This window comes from Actinospica robiniae DSM 44927, assembly GCF_000504285.1.
Lineage (GTDB): Bacteria > Actinomycetota > Actinomycetes > Streptomycetales > Catenulisporaceae > Actinospica > Actinospica robiniae.
Genome location: NZ_KI632511.1, coordinates 926,180 through 944,203 on the forward strand (window position 1 = coordinate 926,180; position 18,024 = coordinate 944,203).

14 protein-coding genes are annotated in these 18,024 nt (G+C 70.9%); 7 read left to right on the forward strand and 7 right to left on the reverse strand.

Annotated features, from left to right (window positions below; translation table 11 throughout):
- The first annotated feature begins 10 nt into the window (after positions 1-10).
- The gene (locus ACTRO_RS47925; RefSeq protein ID WP_169739811.1) at positions 11-1,573 is read left to right on the forward strand and encodes a GNAT family N-acetyltransferase; all 1,563 of its coding nucleotides are present in this window, start codon (positions 11-13) and stop codon (positions 1,571-1,573) included.
- A gap of 146 nt (positions 1,574-1,719) precedes the next feature.
- Here ACTRO_RS47925 and ACTRO_RS03965 read toward each other — a convergent pair whose 3' ends face one another.
- From ACTRO_RS03965 to ACTRO_RS42705, 4 genes are all read right to left on the reverse strand, one after another.
- Positions 1,720-3,477, reverse strand: a complete 1,758-nt coding sequence (locus tag ACTRO_RS03965) for a bifunctional 3'-5' exonuclease/DNA polymerase (protein ID WP_084315948.1) — start codon at positions 3,475-3,477, stop codon at positions 1,720-1,722.
- Positions 3,478-3,936: 459 nt separating this feature from the next.
- Complete coding sequence (locus ACTRO_RS03970; protein ID WP_063627920.1) at positions 3,937-6,147, reverse strand: prolyl oligopeptidase family serine peptidase; 2,211 nt, start codon at positions 6,145-6,147, stop codon at positions 3,937-3,939.
- 130 nt (positions 6,148-6,277) lie between these two features.
- Positions 6,278-7,708: an alkaline phosphatase family protein gene (locus ACTRO_RS03975; RefSeq protein ID WP_034261206.1), complete on the reverse strand. Its 1,431-nt coding sequence runs from the start codon at positions 7,706-7,708 to the stop codon at positions 6,278-6,280.
- Positions 7,709-7,879: 171 nt separating this feature from the next.
- Positions 7,880-8,896, reverse strand: coding sequence for a patatin-like phospholipase family protein (locus ACTRO_RS42705; RefSeq protein ID WP_051450276.1), 1,017 nt, complete (start codon positions 8,894-8,896; stop codon positions 7,880-7,882).
- A 356-nt stretch (positions 8,897-9,252) separates the two neighbouring features.
- Between ACTRO_RS42705 and ACTRO_RS03985 the strand changes: the two genes are divergently transcribed.
- Positions 9,253-10,005 carry a bestrophin-like domain gene (locus tag ACTRO_RS03985; RefSeq protein WP_034261208.1) on the forward strand — a complete coding sequence of 251 codons (753 nt, stop codon included), beginning with the start codon at positions 9,253-9,255 and terminating at the stop codon, positions 10,003-10,005.
- Positions 10,006-10,063: 58 nt separating this feature from the next.
- A complete protein-coding gene (locus tag ACTRO_RS03990) occupies positions 10,064-10,624 on the forward strand; it encodes a hypothetical protein (RefSeq protein WP_034261213.1) in 561 nt (186 codons plus the stop codon).
- 35 nt (positions 10,625-10,659) lie between these two features.
- On the opposite strand, the gene ACTRO_RS03995 is transcribed toward ACTRO_RS03990, so the two are convergent.
- Together ACTRO_RS03995 and ACTRO_RS04000 are read right to left on the reverse strand one after the other, a co-directional pair.
- Entirely contained in the window at positions 10,660-11,172 is a 513-nt protein-coding gene (locus ACTRO_RS03995) for a MarR family winged helix-turn-helix transcriptional regulator (RefSeq protein ID WP_211244085.1), read from the reverse strand.
- Positions 11,173-11,177: 5 nt separating this feature from the next.
- Positions 11,178-12,611 carry an MFS transporter gene (locus tag ACTRO_RS04000; RefSeq protein WP_034261215.1) on the reverse strand — a complete coding sequence of 478 codons (1,434 nt, stop codon included), beginning with the start codon at positions 12,609-12,611 and terminating at the stop codon, positions 11,178-11,180.
- Between the two features lie 147 nt (positions 12,612-12,758).
- On the opposite strand from ACTRO_RS04000, the gene ACTRO_RS04005 reads away from it, so the two are divergent.
- The 3 genes from ACTRO_RS04005 to ACTRO_RS04015 all read left to right on the forward strand — a co-directional run bounded on the left by ACTRO_RS04005 (position 12,759) and on the right by ACTRO_RS04015 (position 14,798).
- Positions 12,759-13,634, forward strand: coding sequence for a class I SAM-dependent methyltransferase (locus ACTRO_RS04005; protein WP_245594292.1), 876 nt, complete (start codon positions 12,759-12,761; stop codon positions 13,632-13,634).
- Positions 13,635-13,838: 204 nt separating this feature from the next.
- The gene (locus ACTRO_RS04010; RefSeq protein WP_034261217.1) at positions 13,839-14,294 is read left to right on the forward strand and encodes a TlpA family protein disulfide reductase; all 456 of its coding nucleotides are present in this window, start codon (positions 13,839-13,841) and stop codon (positions 14,292-14,294) included.
- Positions 14,295-14,351: 57 nt separating this feature from the next.
- Positions 14,352-14,798, forward strand: coding sequence for a DUF4395 domain-containing protein (locus tag ACTRO_RS04015; RefSeq protein WP_034261219.1), 447 nt, complete (start codon positions 14,352-14,354; stop codon positions 14,796-14,798).
- Positions 14,799-16,023: 1,225 nt separating this feature from the next.
- Here ACTRO_RS04015 and ACTRO_RS04020 read toward each other — a convergent pair.
- The gene (locus ACTRO_RS04020) at positions 16,024-16,536 is read right to left on the reverse strand and encodes a hypothetical protein (protein ID WP_211244086.1); all 513 of its coding nucleotides are present in this window, start codon (positions 16,534-16,536) and stop codon (positions 16,024-16,026) included.
- 111 nt (positions 16,537-16,647) lie between these two features.
- On the opposite strand from ACTRO_RS04020, the gene ACTRO_RS04025 reads away from it, so the two are divergent.
- Positions 16,648-17,976: an IS256 family transposase gene (locus ACTRO_RS04025; protein ID WP_051450066.1), complete on the forward strand. Its 1,329-nt coding sequence runs from the start codon at positions 16,648-16,650 to the stop codon at positions 17,974-17,976.
- Positions 17,977-18,024: the final 48 nt, after the last annotated feature.

Consider the following 18,024-nt stretch of genomic DNA (forward strand, 5'->3'; position numbering starts at 1 on the left):
TCCTGGCGCGATGGTTGATCGAGATGCCACGGACGCCCGTGCTGCTGCCGCTGCGGACCTTGCTGCTGATGCTGAGGTGGCTGGTGCCGGCGTCGACCGGGAGTTGGATGTGGACGTCGACCGGGAAGTGCTCGTCGGTGGCGTGAACGAGGTCGTGCGCGAAGGAGGCACTGTCAGGCGTCCGGCTGGACCATGGAGCGAGACGGTGCAGCGGCTGCTCGCGCACCTGGCCGCGAGCGGCTTCGCGGGAGCTCCGGAGCCGCTCGGGTTCAGCGAAGACGGCCGCGAGGAGCTCGTCGAATTCCTGCCCGGCGAGGTCGGGCACGACTTCGCCGCACCGCAGGTGCGCAGCGACGCGTCGCTCGTGGCCGTGGCCAAGCTGCTGCGAGGGCTGCACGACGCCTCGGCGACGTTCGTCCGCAGCGATGCAGACGTCTGGTACATGCCGCCGCGCGAACCGGCCGAGGTGATCTGCCACGGCGACGCCGCGACGTACAACACCGTCTTCCGCGACGGCGTGCCCGTCGCCTTCTTCGACTTCGACACCGCTCACCCCGCGCCGCGCATCTGGGACGCGGCGTACACCGCGTACCGCTTCGTGCCCCTCTATGCGCCGGATGAGGCCGAGCTGACGCAGCCGGTCGACGAAGCGCGCCGCCGTATCGCGCTTTTCGCCGACGCGTACGGCCTGACCGACGCCGAGCGTGCAGCGCTGCCAGCAGCAGCGGCCGAACGCCTGCGCGCCCACGTCGCGCTGATGCGAAGCCAGGCGGCAGCGGGCAACGCTGCATTCGCCCGGCACGTCGCGGAAGGCCACGACCGCAGGTACCTGACCGACGCGGAGTGGATCGAGCGTGTCTATGGAGGTGTGTTGCGCAGCGAACGGCTCGCGCTGCGGCCCGTGCGCCCGGACATCGACCACGCGTGGCTGCTGGCCCACTGGACCGAGCTCGACGTGCGCAGATTCCTGCACGACGGCGAGCTGCTGACGCCCGATGAGATCGCGACGGAGATCGCGGAGAGCGTGCGCAGCTTTGCCGAGGGCGGATACGGCCTCTGGCTCATCGAGCCGATCGACGGCGACGCGGGCATGGACGCAGACCCGAACGCGGGCACGGACATGACCGGCGCCACCACTGGCGCCGACGTCACCGCCGACGCCATCGCCGGTGCCGGTGCTGCCGCTGACGGCACGGCTGGGGCCGACGTCACCGCCGATCCCATCCCCAGCGCTGACGGCGGATCCCTTGCCGCCGCTGCTAGCCGCGGCCACCGCCGCTGCCTCGGCACGGTCGGCATCCGCCCGCTCGATGACCTCGGACTCGAGCTCTACTACAGCCTCGCCCCCGATGCGTGGGGCCGCGGCTACGCCACCGAGGCCGCGAGCATGGTGCGCGACCACGCGCTCGCCGCGCTCGGGCTGCCCGAACTGCTTGCCGAGGTGGACGCCGACAACAGCGCGTCCGCCGCTGTCATCGCCAAGCTCGGCATGGTCCCGTTCGACGTGGTGCCCGGCTTGCTCGGCCCGATGACGAGGTATCGCACCGTCAGTTCGCCCACCACCACGGCCTGAGTCGCTCCGCCGCTCCCTGCCCGGGCCCTGTCGTGTCCTGGCGTGCCCTGCCCATCCTCATCGCGATGCCTCCGCGCAAAGGCGCACTGCCGCCAGGGCCTCGGGTGTGGTCTTCTGTGTTCTTCGCTTGCCCGGATTCGACCTCCTCACTTCGCGTCCGCGTAGCAGCGCACTGTCGCCAGGTGCAGCGGGAACCGCACCGGTGTCGCGCCGAAGACCAGCCGGCTGGCCTCGGCCGCGGACGCGGTGACTGCTTCGCGCACTTGTTCCGCCTCGCTCTCCGGGCAGTGCAGCACCACCTCGTCGTGCAGGAAGAACACCAGTTCGGACGACAGGCCCGACAGTTTGCCGCGCAACATCGCGATCAGTGACAACGCCCACTCGGCCGCGCTGCCCTGGACGACGAAGTTGCGGGTGAACCGGCCGCGGGAGTTGCGGACCTGGTCTGCCCGGGTCTCGCCTTCCGAGCCCGCGACCAGGCGGTTCCAGCGCGCAGACGGCGGTGGGCAGGCGCGGCCGAGCTGAGTGTGGACGATGCGGCCCTCCACACCCGCCTTCGCCGCGTCGTCGACGAAGCCGATCGCTGCCGGGAAGCGTCGGCGGAGCGTGGCGAGCAGCGGACCGACCTCGCCGCTGGTCTGGCCGTACATCGCACCGAGCAGCCCGAGTTTGGCCTTTGTCCGGTCGCCGCCGAACACGTCGCCGAGTTCGGTGTACAGATCCTCCGCCTGCGCGGCGCCGGCCAGGCCGCGGTCAGCGGATATCGCCGCGAGGACGCGCGGTTCGAGCTGCCCCGCGTCCGCGACGACGAAGGTCCAGCCCGGGTCGGCGACGACGGCTTTGCGCACCATCGCGGGCAGCTGCAGAGCGCCGCCGCCGCGGCTGGCCCAGCGTCCGGTGACCACGCCGCCGACCACGTACTCGGGACGGAACCTGCCTCCGCGCACCCAGGCTCGCAGCCACGCCCAGCCGTTGGCGGTGTAGAGCCGCGAGAGTTCCTTGTACTCCAGCAGCAGCGGTACCGCGGGGTGCTCCATCCGCCGCAGCTCCCACGCCCGGGTCGTCGCGGCCGGTAGCCCGGCGAGCGACAGGGCTTTGAGGACCTGGGCGGGCGAGTCCGGGTTGAGCGACGGCGTGCCGATCGCCTTGCCGAGTCGTTCCGCCAGGTCCTGCAGCTTCGCGGGGCGCGAGGCCGGGCCGCTGCCGTACGGCGACTGCGGGCCGAGGAGTTCGGTCAGGTTCTCCGCGTGCAGCTGCGGGTCGAGGGGCAGACCGGCGTGCGTCATCTCCGCGGCGGCCAGGGCCCCGGCCGACTCCGCCGCCGCCAGCAGCCGCAGCGCCGGCGACTGCGCGGACTCCAGTGCCGTCAGCTGGGCTTGGTAGACCTCGATGAGCGCGGAAAGCGGATCGACCTCGGCAGGCAGACCGGTGTCGTCGGGCTCGAACAACGCCTCCTGCTGCGGCCCCTCGGCGCCGGCCGCCTCGTGCGCGGCCCCCAGCCGCCCGACATCCGGCACCGGCAGGTCGTGCAGCCGCGCGTAGGCCGCCCCGAGCGTGCGCGGCGCACCGAACTGCCCCGCCCGTGCGGCCAGGATCTCGTCGACCAGCACCACATCATGACAGCGGGCGACGCGGACTCCGGCCCGGAGCAGGTCCGGGTAGATCTTGGTCGTGTCAGCCCAGATCCAGCGCGGTTGGCTCCGCGCCTCGGTCTCGGCCGCGGCTATGGTCTCGAGCTCGCGGATCGCGGCGCAGAGGTCGGCGACGCGACGCACCTCGCCCACGGCGAAGGAGCCGCCGGCCCTGGCACGAGCGCCGTCGGCGCCGCCGCCGCCGCGCTCCGCCTCGGCGAGGGGCGCGAGCCTGCCGGCTGCACCGTCATCCGCGTGTACGACCCATCTCATGCAAACAAGTGTGCACGGACCCACTGACAAACGCGTCGAAATCCGGTGCCCGTCGTCGGGATCTGCTGAGAGCAGAGAGGATCCCGGGCGTGGCCGGGAACCGGCAGCGTGGGCGAGTTCGTTGCACTGATATGTCTATTTTGACCGCGCCGATCCGCCGCATATCGGATGTCGTGTACCGCATCGGGATGGTGACGGGCCTGGCCCTCCCGGGCGTGAGATCGCGGCAGATGGCTACGTCCAGGCCAATCCCGACCCGCCACTATATCCGACGGCCACCGTACCCGGACGCGGAAGGCGAGGGAGGTAGCGGCGTGCGCGAGCCGAGGCGGCCCTTGTCGAACCCGCCTGCCGGATCGATAGCGCTTCAGGAGCCGAAAGACCTGGACTGAGAAGGCAGCCGCGCTGCGAGGGTACGGGCCGCGCGGGTACTGGCCGCGTGAGTACGGTGACGCGGCGTCAGCTCTCCTTGCCCGTGGGAGCGCCGTCGCTGCTGCCGTCGTTGCCGTGGCCGGCGTTGCTGTCGCCACCGCGCCCCGTGACCGTCGCCAGGCCGAGTTGGTGGGCGAAGAAGCCCAGCTGGTCGGCCCAGAGCGGGATGGAGCGGGAGACGGCGCGCTGGCTGTGGCCGACGTTCACCTCACGGCGCACGAGGATCGGGCGGTCGGCGGGCTCGGCGGCGGTCGCGTGCTGGAGGGCGGCGGCCAGCTTTCGCGCGTGGAGGGGGTCGACCCGGGTGTCGCCTTCGAAGATGGTGAACAGCGTGGCCGGGTAGGCCGCTCCGTCACGTACGTTGTGGTACGGCGAGTAGCCGAGCAGCCACTCGAACTCCTCGGGCACCTGGGCCGAGCCGTACTCCACGTTCCAGGTCGCGCCGAGGCCGAACAGCTCGTAGCGCAGCATGTCGAGCAGCGGTGCGGAGCACACCACGGCCGCGTACGCGTCGGGGCGCTGGGTCAGCGTGGCGCCGACGAGCAGGCCGCCGTTCGAGCCGCCGAAGATGCCGAGCTGCTCGCGTGTGCTCCAGCCCTGCTCGACCAGGAAGTCGCCGGCGGCGTGGAAGTCGTCGAAGACGTTCTGCTTGTTGCCGAACATCCCGGCGCGGTGCCACTGCTCGCCCTCTTCGCCTCCGCCGCGCAGGTTCGCGACGGCGAACACGCCTCCTGCTTCGACCCAGGCCATGCGCAGTGCGGAGAACGCGGGCGTGAGCGAGATGTCGAAGCCGCCGTAGCCGTACAGGATCGTAGGGCGCGGCTGGTCGGGCTTCTCGCTCGGCGCGAGGATCGTCAGGTGGATGCGCGTGCCGTCCTTCGACGTGTACTGCTCCCGCCGGACGTGCACGAGCCCGAGTTTCACGTCGCCGGGTGAGGGCGCCCACAGCTCCACCGCGCCGGTGCGCCCGTCGAAGCGGTAGACCTGGTCCGGCGTGCTGTGGTCGGTGTAGCCGAACCAGGCCACCGGGCCGCCTTCGGGGTGCTCGTGCAGGCCGCCGATCGTGCCGTCGCCGGGCGTGGCGACCGTGCCGACGCGCTCGCCGATGGCCGGGTCGAAGAGCGACAGCTCGCTCACCCCGTGGCGTGCGTGCAGGGCGAGCACGAGCGGGCGGTCGAGTTCGGGGCCGTCGAGGATCGCGTAGTCCTGCAAGACCGCCTCAGGGTCCTGCGGCACCACGTCGCGCCAGTTCTCCGGGGTGGGCCTGTCCGGCTCGGTCACGCAGAGGCGGGTGTTGGGGGCGTCGCGGTCGGTGAAGACGTAGAACAGGCCGTCGCGGCCCACGGCCACCGAGGACTCGACGTCCTCGCCCTCCTGCACGGTCACGAACTCAGGGTGCTCCAGCGGGCCGGCCGTCAGGTCGGCCACGTACAGGTCGTTGCGCGGCGCGGTGCCGCGGAAGACTCCGACCCGCAGCCAGCGGCCGTCGCGCGAGAGCGCGGTGTCGTAGTAGTTCGTCTTCTCCAGGCCCTCGCCGAACACCAGGACGTCCTGGTCGACGTCCTGGCCGAGCCGGTGGAGGAAGACGCGGCGGTGGTACTGCGACTCGCCTTCCGGCACCTGATCCGCCGCCAGACGCCGCACGTAGTAGAACGACCGTCCATCCGGCAGCCACGCGATCGGCGTGTAGCGGGCACGGTCGATCGGACCGTCGACGAGGTCGCCCGTCTCGACGTCGATGACGCGCAGCAGCGACTCCTCGGTGCCGCCCTCGGACAGCAGATACGCCAGCAGCTTGCCGTCGTGCGAGGGCTGCCAGCCGTCGAGCGTGGTCGAGCCGCTCGGATCGAGCGCGGCGGGATCGATCAGGACCTGCTCGCCTTTGCCGTCGCTGTCCGCGTACAGCAGGACGTTGTGATCCTGCCCGGGCCGGCGACGCAAGAGGAACCGCCGCGTCCCGCGCCAGGTCGGCGCCGATACGTAGCCCGCGTCGGCGAGCTGTCCGAGCCGCGTCTCGAGGGTCTCGCGCGCCTCGGGGCCGAACCAGCCGTCGCGGGCGGCGGCGAACAGCGTGTCCTGGTCGGTGCTCCATCGCTCGGTCGTGGGGGAGGAGACGTCTTCCAGCCAGCGGTACGGGTCCGCGATGCGGTGGCCGTGCAGCTCTTCCACCAGGTCCAGCCGTTCCGCGTCGGGGTATGACGCGGGTCGGGCCGGCCGTGCTTCGTCCGATGTCGACATGGCTTGATCGTAATAGCCGCGTCAATCCGTCCGCCGCACGCAAGTCCGCCCGCCGCGCGCACGGGACGGCGCGCGGCGGACGGAGCGGGTGAGCTGATGAGACCTCAGATGCCGCGTCAGGTCCCGGACCTCAGATGTGCCGCTTCGAGCCCGGCGTCTGGCGCGGCAGCCTCTGGTTCGCACCGGGCAGGGTGGGCGCCGGGTTGTCCGCGACCTCCTGCTCGGCGGTGGCCAGCAGCGCCGTGGTGTCCGGGAGGCGGGGGAAGCGCAGGTCCTTGTCGCCGAACCGCAGCGTCGAGGTGAAGTCGCCGAAGGTGCGTCGGCGCCAGTCGGTGATGTTGGGCTCCTTCACGCCGGTGAACAGCTCGAGGAAGCGCAGCGAGGAGGTGTGGTCGAACCGCTCGCTGCACACCCAGCCGCCGGCCGTCCACGGGCTCACGATGATCGTCGGCACCCGGAAGCCGCCGCCGATCGGCAGGCCGCCGATGAACTCGTCCACGGTGCCCGCGCGCGGGGTGGGCGGGGCCACGTGGTCGAACAGGCCGTCGTTCTCGTCGTACGTGAGGATGAAGACGGTCTTGGCCCACACCTTGGGGTTCGAGGCGATGGCCTCGATCTTGCTCGCGACGAAGTCGGCGCCGGCCGCGGGCAGGTAGTCCGGGTGCTCGGACTGGGTGGAGGTGGGGATGATCCAGGAGACCTGCGGCAGGTTGTCGTTGCGCGCGTCGTCCTCGAAGGTGCCGGCCGGCTGGCTGGCCATGCCGTTGTCGTAGAGCGGGTCGCCCGGCTTCGCGTTCTGGAACTGGGCGAAGTTCTCCAGCATGTTGCAGCCGTAGTTGTCAGCCTCCTGGTAGACCTTCCAGGAGACCCCGGCCGCCTGCAGCCGCTCGGCGTAGGTGGTCCAGGTGTAGGCGCCGTTGGGGTACGAGTTCGACGTGATCGGGCCGCCGCTCACGCCGTTCGGGTCTATCGTGCCGGTCATCCAGTACAGCCGGTTCGGCCACGTCGGGCCCATCACCGAGCAGAAGGAGTTGTCGCACACGGTGAACGCGTCGGCCAGCGCGAACTGGAACGGGATGTCGGCCCGCTCGTAGTAGCCCATGACGTAGGGGCCGTTGACGCCGTCCGCCGCGCGGTGGGCGGGCAGCCAGTTGTCCATGGCGCCGTTGTTCCAGGCCGAGTGCTGCACCGCCCAGGCGTGGCTGGTCGACGGGATGGCCTGGGCGCTGGTGGTCTTGGTGTCGAGGTGGAACGGCAGGGTGTAGCCGTCCGGGTTGACCGCGTCGGGCTGGTGGAAGACCGAGCGGCCGGTGCTGAGCTTCGCCGCGTGCGGGTCGCTGAAGCCGCGCACGCCGGGCATGGTGCCGAAGTAGTGGTCGAAGGAGCGGTTCTCCTGCATCAGCAGGACGACGTGTTCGATGGCTTCGAAGCCCCCGCGCGGGCGCTCCGCGGCCAGGGCGGTCTGAACAGCGGTGGGCAGCAGGTTGAGGCCGACCGCGGCGCCGGCCACGCCCGCGGCGGAGCCGAGCACGCGGCGTCGGGTGTAACGGTTCGAGGACATGGGTGGGGCACACCTCTCTTCCGGGAGGTGAGCACTCCCGGCCCATCCGACCTTGCTCCCCATGTGCTGACATCGTGTCACGGGGAGGAGAACGGCAGCCTAAGAACCGGGGAAGGCCGGAGGTGTCGCGCTGTATTGAGATAAAATTACTGAGTGATGTGCATGCCCGGGCTAGGCAAGCGCGCCCGTGTCGACCGCGTCCACCGTGCCCGCGAGCGCCAGGCGCGCGGCGCGCTGCCCGCCGGCCAGAGCGGCGGCGAGGGACGGGCCGTCCTTGGTGAGCTTGCCGATCTCGCCGTCCTCGAGCGCGGGGCGGATGGAGTAGACGGCGGGGGCGCCGAGCCGGTCGGCTTCGCGGCCGGCCAGGAAGCTGTCGTCCTCGGCCAGTCGGGCGGCCCGAGCCAGGTAGGTGGTGCGCAGATGGACGCTCTCCCGGCGCAGCGCGGTCCGGGCGGTCACCCGCGCGCCGCGCGAGGGGGCGGCGGGCATGGTCCAGCAGGCGGGCTCGATCTTCGATCGCAGGACCAGGATATGCGTGGCGCCCTGCTCGATCGCGGTGCGGTACGGCACGGATTCGGCCAGGCCGGCGTCGTAGTAGCGGGAAGTGCCGAGCGGGATCGAAGGTCCGGCGAGCACCGGCAGGGCGGAGCTGGCCCGCATGGCCAGGCGCAGGTCCGCGGCGGTGCGCAGCAGCGGACGCAGGTCCACGCTCAGGCCGGTGGCCGCGTCGGTGGCCAGCGGGTGCAGTTCGATCGGATTGGCCAGCACCGAGTCGAAGTCCAGTACCGCGATCTCCCGGTAGACGTGCTCGACCAGGCGCTCGACGTCCACCATCGGGCGGCGGCGCAGCAGGTTCGAGGCCCGGATCAGGGCCCTGGCGTAGGCGGGCTCGGCCCAGCCGGCCAGGCCCTCCGGGCGCGAGCTGAGCAGCCAGGTGGCGCTGATCGCGCCGGCCGAGGAGCCGTAGACCGCGTCGAAGGCCGGCAGCAGGCCCATCCGCTGCAGTTCGAGCGCCATGCCGGCGGAGATGGTCCCGCGCATGGCGCCGCCCTCGATGGCGAGCACGACGCGGCGTCCGTCCTCGCGCCGGCCCGGAACGCTGGCGCTGCGCAGCCGTTCGGCCACCACCGCGAGGACGGGGTGCGGCGCGGAAGCGGTGGGCTCGGTGGCTTCGGCGACGGACAGCATGCGGACTCCTGGCTCCTTCGGTGGCGGGCACTGCATAACGGGCGCCGCGACTATTGAACCTCATCAGGGGCGGGATGCCAGAGGTGGAGGCCACCTTCCGCCCAGCGTCCGGCCATCCGTCACCCGCTGTTCGCCTACCGTGCGGTCGCCGATGCCCGCCCCGGCGGCCGGGCCCGGAAGCCGGGCTCCGCCACCCGGAGCGCCACCCCGGTCTCGGCCATATCGCAGGACCCGTACATCGGCGTACGTCCGCAGCTCATCACCCTCGTTCTTGTTTTAATCCGCTCTATCCGGTGGATTTCAGCAGGGGCCCCCGGGCATCGTCCGACCGAGTGAACCTTGCTGAAAGGACTGCCATGGCTTTGGCGTTGCTGATCGGCCTGGTGCTGGCCTCGCTGGCGGCACTGATGATCACCGATCACGTGCGCAAGGAGCACAAGCCGGAGCGCGGGGACGCCAATGCGCTCGACTATGTGAATACCTTTATCTCCACCCTGTACATGGTGCTGCTGGCCCTGGTCGTGGTCGTGCAGTGGCAGAACATCGACCAGATCAACTCGGACGTGCGCGCGGAGGCCTCGACCCTGACGGCGCTCGTGCAGACCTCCGACCGGATGCCCGACCCGGAGGGCGCGCAGGTGCGCGCGTCGGCGCTCGCCTACGCCAACGGCGTGCTCGCGCACGAGTGGCCGGCCGGCTCGATGGCGGCGGCCGGGGACGACGCGGCGCAGCAGGCGCTGGACGCCGGGCAGGCTGCGGTGACCCACCCCGTCGCGCTCAGCACGTCCCTGGGCACCATCGAGGACCAGGCGATCGGCGAGTATCAGGCCCTGGCCCAGTCCCGCGCCGACCGGCTCGCGGTGGGGGAGGACACCACTTCGCCGGTCCTGCTGGCCGCGCTCGGCGTGCTCAGCCTCATCACGGTGCTGACACCGCTGGCGCTGGGGCTGCGCGCGGACGCCGTCGCGTTCTCCGGGCTGATGGTCTCGACCCTGCTGGTGTGCCTGTCGTTCTGGTTCGTGCTCGACCTCCAGACGCTCTACCACGGGCTGATCCACGTCACCTCCGGGCCGATCCAGGACTTCGTCGCCTCCGGTGGCACGAGCTGAGCCGAGGCGGCGGTCGGCCGGGACGGATGCAGGCGGAACGCGAGGAGGGTGGTCGGCAGTGCTGCGGAGATTAGCGCGCGGGGGCCGCGGGATCGGGCGCGCCGCCCGTCGGCGCGGCCGGGACGAGCGGCCGGAGCGGCGCTCACGGGCCGGCTACGGGCTGGCGCTGTTCGGCGTGCTGGGCATGGGTCTGGCCGCGGTGGTGGCGACCTGGCCGCTCGACGTCCTGCCGCAGGCCTCTGCGAACGCGGCCGCCGTCGTCGCGCCGGATCTGATCTACCCGAAGCCGAGTCTGGGGCCGCCGCGTCAGTTCCCGCTGAAGCCCACGCCGAGCCCGGCGCCGACCACGCCCGCACCGCCGCCGTCCACGCCGCCTCCGCCCCCTCCGCCGCAACCGTCGACGGTGGCGCCGAAGCCGGTGCCGCCCCCGCCGGTGGTGCTGCCGCCGACGCCGAGTCCGTCGCATACGCCGACGAAGACCCCGATCCCGCGGCCCGCCAAGGTCCTGCCGCTGCCGGCCCCGCCGTACCACGTGCCGCCGCACAGGCAGCTCAGCCGAGTGCTGGTGGTGTTCGTGGTCGGCATCGTCCCGGTCAGCCTGGCCCGGGTGCGCCGCTGATCCGCTGAGGTGGCAGCTGCCCTGCCGGCGTCGACTCAGTCCGAGTCGGCGCCGGTGAGCGTGTCCAGGATCCGCCCGAGCTCGGCCAGGTCCCGCTCGGAGAGCCGGGCGAGGCCGGCCGGCGGACGGGTGAGGATCTCCTCGGAGAGCACGGCGGCCTCCCGGCCCGCCTCGGTCAGCGAGGCGATCCGGCAACGCCGGTCGTTCTCGGCGACCGTGCGCACCACCAGGCCGCGCTCGGCCAGCGCGTCGACGATCTGGGTGACGTACGGCTTGTCCGTGACCAGCGCCTCGGCCAGCTCGCGCATCGACATCGGGCGCACCAGCAGCCGTCGCAGGGCCTTGACCTTGACGAAGCTCAGGCCGAGGGTGGCCGAGACCTCGCCGCGCCGGTTGTCGTCGTAGACCAGGGTCCGCAGCCGGTCCCAGGTCCGGCGCATCCGCTCGTCGTGCTCGGTCTCGGTCTCGGGCGCGGCCGCGTTCGCCGCCGCCGGGCCCTGCCCGCGGATCGCCGTCGTCATCGCCTTCATCTCCATCCCGCCGGTCATCGGGCTCACCCCACCGCGGTGCGCGGCCGGGCCGTCGCGTCGGCGGGTTCGAAGATCGCCGCCGTGTGCGCCGCGCTGGCCTTGGCCCGAGCCCCGGTGGTGAGGATACCGAGGGTGCCGATCACCACGCCGCAGCCGACGACCAGCCACCAGCACAGGTGGCTCGCGTGGGTGAAGGTTCCGCCGGAGGCCAGGATCGAGCCGAAGATCGCGACGCCGAGCGAGCTGCCGACCTGCCGGCTGGTGGAGGCGACCGCGGCCGCCACGCCGGCCTGGCTGCGCGGCATCCCGGAGACCGCCGCGTTCGTGATCGGCGAGTTGACCAGGCCGAAGCCCAGGCCCATGAACACGTAGGCGACGCTGACCTCGATGAGCGAAGTGGTGGCGGTGAAGGAGGTCATCATCAGGGCGGCCACCAGTGTCGCGACCGAGGCGCCGACCAGCGGGACGCGCGGGCCCAGGGAGCCGACCAGGCGCCCGGAGAGCGGCGCGGAGACCAGGTTCGCCGCCGCCATCGGCAGCGTCAGCAGGCCCGCGTGCACGGCCGAGTAGCCGCGCTGGTCCTGCAGATACAGGGCGTTGAGGAAGAGGAATCCGCCGAGGGAGAGGAACGCGCACACCGCGATCACGGTCGCGCCGGAGAACGGCAGCGAACGGAAGAACCTCGGGTCGATCAGCGGCTGCTCGCGCCGGCCCTCGTACGGGACGAGCAGGCCGGCCGCGATCACGGCGACCGCGAACAGGCCGATGATCAGACTGCTGCCCCAGCCGTGCCGCGGGCCCTCGATGATGGCGTAGGTCGCGCAGGCCAGGATCGCCACGACCAGGCCCTGGCCGACCGGGTCGAAGCGGCGCGCCTTCGGCGCCCGGGACTCCGGCACGAACAGCTTGGTCAGCACCAGCGCGGCGATGCCGACCGGGACGTTGACCCAGAAGATGCCGCGCCAGCCGATCTCGGTCACCAGCACGCCGCCGATCACCGGGCCGAGCGCCATGGACAGGCCGAACACCGCGCTCCACACGCCGATCGCGCGGGCGCGCTCCTTCGGCTCGGTGAAGGTGTTGGTGATGATCGACATGGCCACCGGGTTGAGCATGCTGCCGCCGAGCGCCTGGAGCACCCGGGCCCCCACCAGCCAGCCGAGGCTGGGCGCGAGCGAGCACAGCAGCGAGCCGAGCGTGAACAGCAGCAGCCCGGTGCGGAAGATCCGGCGGCGGCCGAGCCGGTCCGCGGTGGAGCCGGCCAGCATCAGGAACGAGGCCAGCACCAGGGTGTAGGCGTCCATGATCCACTGCAGGCCGGAGAGCGGCGCGTGGAAGTCCTGCTGGATGGTGGGCAGCGCCACGTTCACGATGGTCACGTCGAGACCCACGATGAACAGGCTCATACAGCAGATCGCCAGCACCAGCTGGCGTCGCTTCGCCGTGAGCTCCGGCACGGGTACCCCCTCGATACATTGGTTGTGCTATTAGAACTATTAACACGGTACAACTATCTCAATGGCTCCGGCAAGGCGGTCCACCTGGTGGTCGGACGGAGAAAACCGCTGGTGGCCGGACCCGGCGGCGCGCTAGCCTCGCCGCCCGTGACCGAAACGACGCGAGTGGCCGACGTGACCACGGAGACCGCCCCGACCACGGCGGGCGCGACCCCTGCGGAGCCCGCCTGGCTCGCGCTCAACCGGGCCAACTGGAACCAGCGGGTGCCCATCCACGCCGCCAGCCGCGCCTACGACCTGACCGGCTTCGTCGCGGACGGCCGTCAGCTGCCCGCCTTCGAGGTCGAGGAACTCGGCGACGTGGCCGGCAAGAGCCTGCTGCACCTGCAGTGCCACATCGGCACCGACACACTCTCCTGGGCCCGGGCCGGCGCCACCGTGACCGGCCTGGACTTCTCCGCCGCGGCGATCGAGGTGGCGCGCGGGCTCGCCGAGGAGATCGGCGCCGCCGACGCCCGCTTCGTCGTCTCAGACGTCTACAACGCCCCGGACGCGCTCGGCCACGCCGTGTACGACGTCGTCTACACCGGCCTCGGCGCGCTGTGCTGGCTTCCGGACATCGAGCGGTGGGCGCGCACGGTGGCCGAGCTGATCGCGCCGGGCGGCTGCCTCTACCTGGTCGAGTTCCACCCGGTCACGGACATGTTCGACGAAAATGCGACGACCGTGCGCTTCGACTACTTCGACGCCGACGCCCAGGTGTGGGACAACGACCACACCTACACCGACGGCGACAAGCTCGGCTCGGCGACCGTCACCCACCAGTTCGCGCACACCCTCGGCACGATCATCAGCTCCCTGATCGCCGCCGGGCTGCGCCTGGAGTTCCTGCACGAGTACGACTTCACGATGTTCCCGCGCTTCGCGGAGCTCGAGCAGCACGCCGGCGGCTTCAGCTTCCCGGCCGGGCAGCCCCGGATGCCGCTGCTCTACTCGCTGCGCGCGACCAAGGCGAACATCTGAATATGCGGATCATCAGCTGATCAAGCTGGAGTTCTTGGTCGGAGGCCTTCCACGCGCCTATCATGCTGTGCATGCGAGCCCTCCGTAGTCGACCCGTCCCGCTGGTGCGGCGCGGGCACATCGACTACGGCCGCGTGTGGTCGGCCTCCTGTCCGTCGGGCCGCTGAGACCCGACGTCGACCCCCGACCCCTGGACGGACTCCCGTGAACCCAGGCCTGCTCACCGCCCTGCTCGTGCTGCTCGCCGCCAGCGCCTTCGGCCTGTGGCGCCGCCGCACCGACGGACGCATGCGCCCCAGCCAGACCGTTGCGGCCCCCGCGGCCCCCGCGGAAGGCGAAGCGGCCGGACCGGCCGGGCCGATCACCGAGCCGGTGCTCGGCGGCCCGCTGGGCGAGCGTGCCACGCTGGTGCAGTTCAGCTCCGCCTTCTGCGCCCCGTGCCGGGCCACCCGCACGGTGCTGGCCACCGTCGCCTCCGACCTCGACGGCGTCACCCACTACGACCTGGACGCCGAGTCGCACCTCGAACTCGTGCGCGCGCTCGACATCCGGCGCACCCCCACCACCCTCGTGCTCGACGCCTCCGGCCGGGAGACCGCCCGGGCCGGGGGAGTGCCGCGGCGCGAGCAGGTGCTCGCGGCCGTCGCCGCCGCCGGCTGAGCGCCGTTTACCCCGATGCCGCTTTCCACCCCGTCTTCCGCCTGACCGGAGCCCGCCATGTCCAGCAGTGCCGTCGCGCCACCCTTCATCGACCCGCGCGGCCCGCGCTTCGGCGCCGCCGTCACCACCGTCGTCCTGATCGTCGTGCTGGCCACCGGCTCGGCCTGGCTGCTGGCCGCGCAGACGCTCGTGTTCGCCCTCAGCGCCTTCTCCGGCCTGCGCCTTTCGCCCTACGGCCGGCTCTACCGGCGGCTGGTGCGCCCGCGCCTCGGCCCGCCGAGCGAGCTGGAGAACCCGGCACCGCCGATCTTCGCCCAGTTCGTCGGCCTCGGCTTCGCGCTGCTGGGCACGGTCGCCTACCTGCTCGGCTGGGATGCGGTGGGCATCGCGCTGACCAGCTGCGCACTGGCCGCCGCGTTCCTCAACGCCGCGTTCGACTTCTGCCTCGGCTGCGAGATCTATCTGCTGGCGCATCGGGCGGCGCCGCGACGCCGCCCGGCCTAGCGCGAGCTGATGATCGGCTGGGTGTTGGTGCGGTGCGGTCGTCTGTCGGGTGAGGTGGTGGTCGTGGTGTGGGCGGCCGCTTCGCGTCGCCTGGTTCTGCTGTCCACCCGCCCACCCGTTGCGTTGGCGGGGTGGGCTGCGGTTTCAAGATTTCGCCTCCGGCGGGGGCCTTCTCTCGGAGAGAGTGCCGGGTTCTGTGGGGTGCTGGCGTGGCGGGGCGGGCTGGGGTTGGGGGTGGTGGGGTTGCGGGTGTGGGTTCTCTCCTCGGTCGGTCCCCGGAGGCAATCAGGAACCTGCCGGGAGGTCAAGCGGCGGTGACTTGGGTTGGTGCTTGATTCTGCATCGCGCCGCTTGACCTCCCGGCAGAACCCTGATCGGGCTTCGCCTGCCCGACCGAGGAGAGAGCCCACCCCCTGGGGGAGTGGTGCGAGCTGCACTCGGGCCGGCGCGGGTGGCCCGGCCGCGCTTGATGCCGAATTCTGCAGCGCCCTGATCCGAGCATCGCGATCCTCGATCCGCGCGAGTGAGTCCCGTGGTCCGGCTGTGCTTGGTGCTGAATCCTGCACGACTGGATCCGATCCATCCCGATCCCAGACCTCGCGGAGGAATCCCGCAGGCTGGCGCCCGATCCGGAAGAATTCTGCATCACTCTCATCCGGCCATCCCGATGCCCGATCCGCTCGAAGGGGTCGGTGGCCCGGTCGCGCTTGCTGCTGAATCGTGCATCGCCGTGGTCCGATCCACCCCGAATTCCAGATCTTGCTGCAGAACTCCACAGGCTGGCTGGCTGGGTTCGGTGCGGAAGGATTCTGCATCACCGTGGGCCGATCCATCCGGTGCTCATGCGAAGCGCACGATCGCGTGGCTCGGTCGCACGCCGAGGGGAAATCCTGCACCGTCTTCGGCCACACCCCTAGCGCCACCTGACCAGCCATCGCGTCCACCGCCCCTCCCCGTCGAAGTCCCGATCCCCCGTACTCTTCCATGCTAGATGCCGCCACCGACAAAAACCGCGTATCCGGCTTTTGCTAGATAAAGAAAATTCCGGCTATTTCAGGGGAACTCGCGCGTGTTCCCCGGCGTTGAAGGGAATAGAGAGAAAGAGCAGCCCAGAACGGTGATACAGAATTCTTCCGCACGAGCTGCGCCCGGGCCACGAGCCGGGACCCGGGCCCGAGCGCAGCTCGCACCGCTCCCCAGGGGGTGTGCTCCAATGTCGTTCTGATCAACTTATCTTGAGTGACAGTACTCTGATGGTTCGGGGTGGTGCTTTGACCGTGACCGGCGTGTTGGGGGGTGTGCGGCGGGTCCCGAAGCGTTGTCGGATGCGTTTGACGGTGCGTGCGCTGGTGCGTGGGGCGCGTTCGGGGTTGCGGTAGCGGTTCGGGTCGTCGGCTATGTCCAGGACCCGGTTGAGGGCGTGGGCGATCTGGCGGATGACGCTGCGGCGTACCTCTTTGAGGACTTTGGTGAACGAGACGCGCTCGGGGTCTTCGCGTCGTTCGTCGGCTATCAGCGCGATCAGGCGGGAGAGGCAGTGGTTGACGGCCAGGTGCGCCCAGATCTCCTGGTGGACCTGGTCGGGGTGGTGGGAGCGCAGGACCTGGCCGGGGGTGATCTGCTGGGTCTTGACCTGGAGGTTGGAGACCTCGCCCTGCCAGCGTTCGGCGTAGAGGCGGGCGATCTCGGAGGCCGGGTCGTGCTCGGGGTCGGTCATCGAGGTCAGGAGCCTGATCACCTCGCCGGTGCCGGAGCGTGTCTAATGGAGTGTGTAAGCGGGTGACCTGTTGAGCAGCAGGTGGTAGTGCCTGGCTGCTAGAAATGGTGACACGCTGTGAGTGGCAAGAAGATGGACCAGGTGCTGTCGGTGGAGGCCGAGGAGCATCTGGTGGAGGAGCTCGAGCAGGTCGAGGGTGCCCGTCGGGTCGCTGCGATCCTGGCTCCGGAGGCGATCGACTCTCTGCTGGCCGAGGCCGAGAAGGCCGGGGGCGGGGCGCAGGAGCTGCTGGCTGCGATCACCAAGGCGGTGCTCGAGCGGGCGCTGCAGGTGGAGATGGCGGATCACCTCGGCTACGAGAAGGGGGATCCGGCCGGGGTCGGCTCGCCCAACTCGCGCAACGGCTCCTACCCCAAGACCGTGGTCACCGCGTCCGGGCCGGTGCGCCTGCAGGTCCCGCGTGATCGGGCCGGCTCGTTCGAGCCGCGGATCGTGCCCAAGCGCACCAAGAGGCTCGGGCAGGTCGACGAGATGATCCTCTCGCTCTACGCCCGGGGGATGTCCACCCGCGACATCCGCGACCACCTCGCCGAGGTCTACGGCGCCGAGATCTCCCCCGCGCTGGTCTCCAACGTGACCGAGGTGGTGCGCGAGGAGATCGCCGAATGGCAGAACCGCGCGCTCGACGCGGTGTATCCGATCCTTTACATCGACGCGATCGTGGTGAAGGTCCGCGAGTCCGGCAGCGTCGTGAACAAGGCCGCGCACCTGGTGATCGGCGTGGACACCGACGGGTACAAGCAGGTGCTCGGCATCTGGATCGAGCAGAAGGAGGGCTCCCGGTTCTGGCTCAACGTCCTGACCTCCCTGCGCAACAGGGGCCTGAAAGACGCCCTCGTCGTGTGCTGCGACGGGCTGAGCGGGCTGCCCGAGGCGATCGGGCACGTATGGCCCGAGGCGATCGTGCAGACCTGCGTGGTCCACTTGATCCGCACCTCGATGCGGTATGTCGCCTACGCCGACCGCAAGAAGATCGCCGCCGCGCTGCGCCCGATCTACACCGCCGCGAACGCCTCGGCCGCCGAGGCCGCGCTCGAAGCGCTGCGCGGCACGTTCGCCCGCAGCGCACCCGGGGTGATCTCCGCATGGGAGCGGTCCTGGGAGACGTTCATACCGTTTCTCGACTTCCCCCTCGAGCTGCGACGGGTCATCTACACGACCAACGCCATCGAGTCGATGAACTTCCAGCTCCGCAAAATCAGCAAGACCCGCGGGCACTTTCCCGACGACGACGCCGCGATCAAACTGCTCTACCTCGGCATCCGCCGCATCGAGGGCCGCCACATCGACGGCGAGGGCCGCCACGTGCCGGCCGGACAGCTACGCGGCACCGGAACCTACGGCTGGAAGCGGGCCCTGAACGACTTCGCGATCCGCTTCCCCGGCAAACTCCCGGTCTGACCAGCAAAACCGTCACCGACGGCAACCGCCGACGGAGACCCGAAGAAG

Excerpts from the sequence above, each read along its gene's own strand:
- ACTRO_RS47925 (WP_169739811.1), top strand. The coding sequence starts at position 11 with ATGGTTGATCGAGATGCCACGGACGCCCGTGCTGCTGCCGCTGCGGAC.
- ACTRO_RS42705 (WP_051450276.1), bottom strand. The coding sequence starts at position 8,896 with ATGCTGTCCGTCGCCGAAGCCACCGAGCCCACCGCTTCCGCGCCGCAC.
- ACTRO_RS03985 (WP_034261208.1), top strand. The coding sequence starts at position 9,253 with ATGGCTTTGGCGTTGCTGATCGGCCTGGTGCTGGCCTCGCTGGCGGCA.
- ACTRO_RS03965 (WP_084315948.1), bottom strand. The coding sequence starts at position 3,477 with ATGAGATGGGTCGTACACGCGGATGACGGTGCAGCCGGCAGGCTCGCG.
- ACTRO_RS04015 (WP_034261219.1), top strand. The coding sequence starts at position 14,352 with ATGTCCAGCAGTGCCGTCGCGCCACCCTTCATCGACCCGCGCGGCCCG.
- ACTRO_RS03975 (WP_034261206.1), bottom strand. The coding sequence starts at position 7,708 with ATGTCCTCGAACCGTTACACCCGACGCCGCGTGCTCGGCTCCGCCGCG.
- ACTRO_RS03995 (WP_211244085.1), bottom strand. The coding sequence starts at position 11,172 with ATGACCGGCGGGATGGAGATGAAGGCGATGACGACGGCGATCCGCGGG.
- ACTRO_RS03970 (WP_063627920.1), bottom strand. The coding sequence starts at position 6,147 with ATGTCGACATCGGACGAAGCACGGCCGGCCCGACCCGCGTCATACCCC.
- ACTRO_RS04025 (WP_051450066.1), top strand. The coding sequence starts at position 16,648 with ATGGACCAGGTGCTGTCGGTGGAGGCCGAGGAGCATCTGGTGGAGGAG.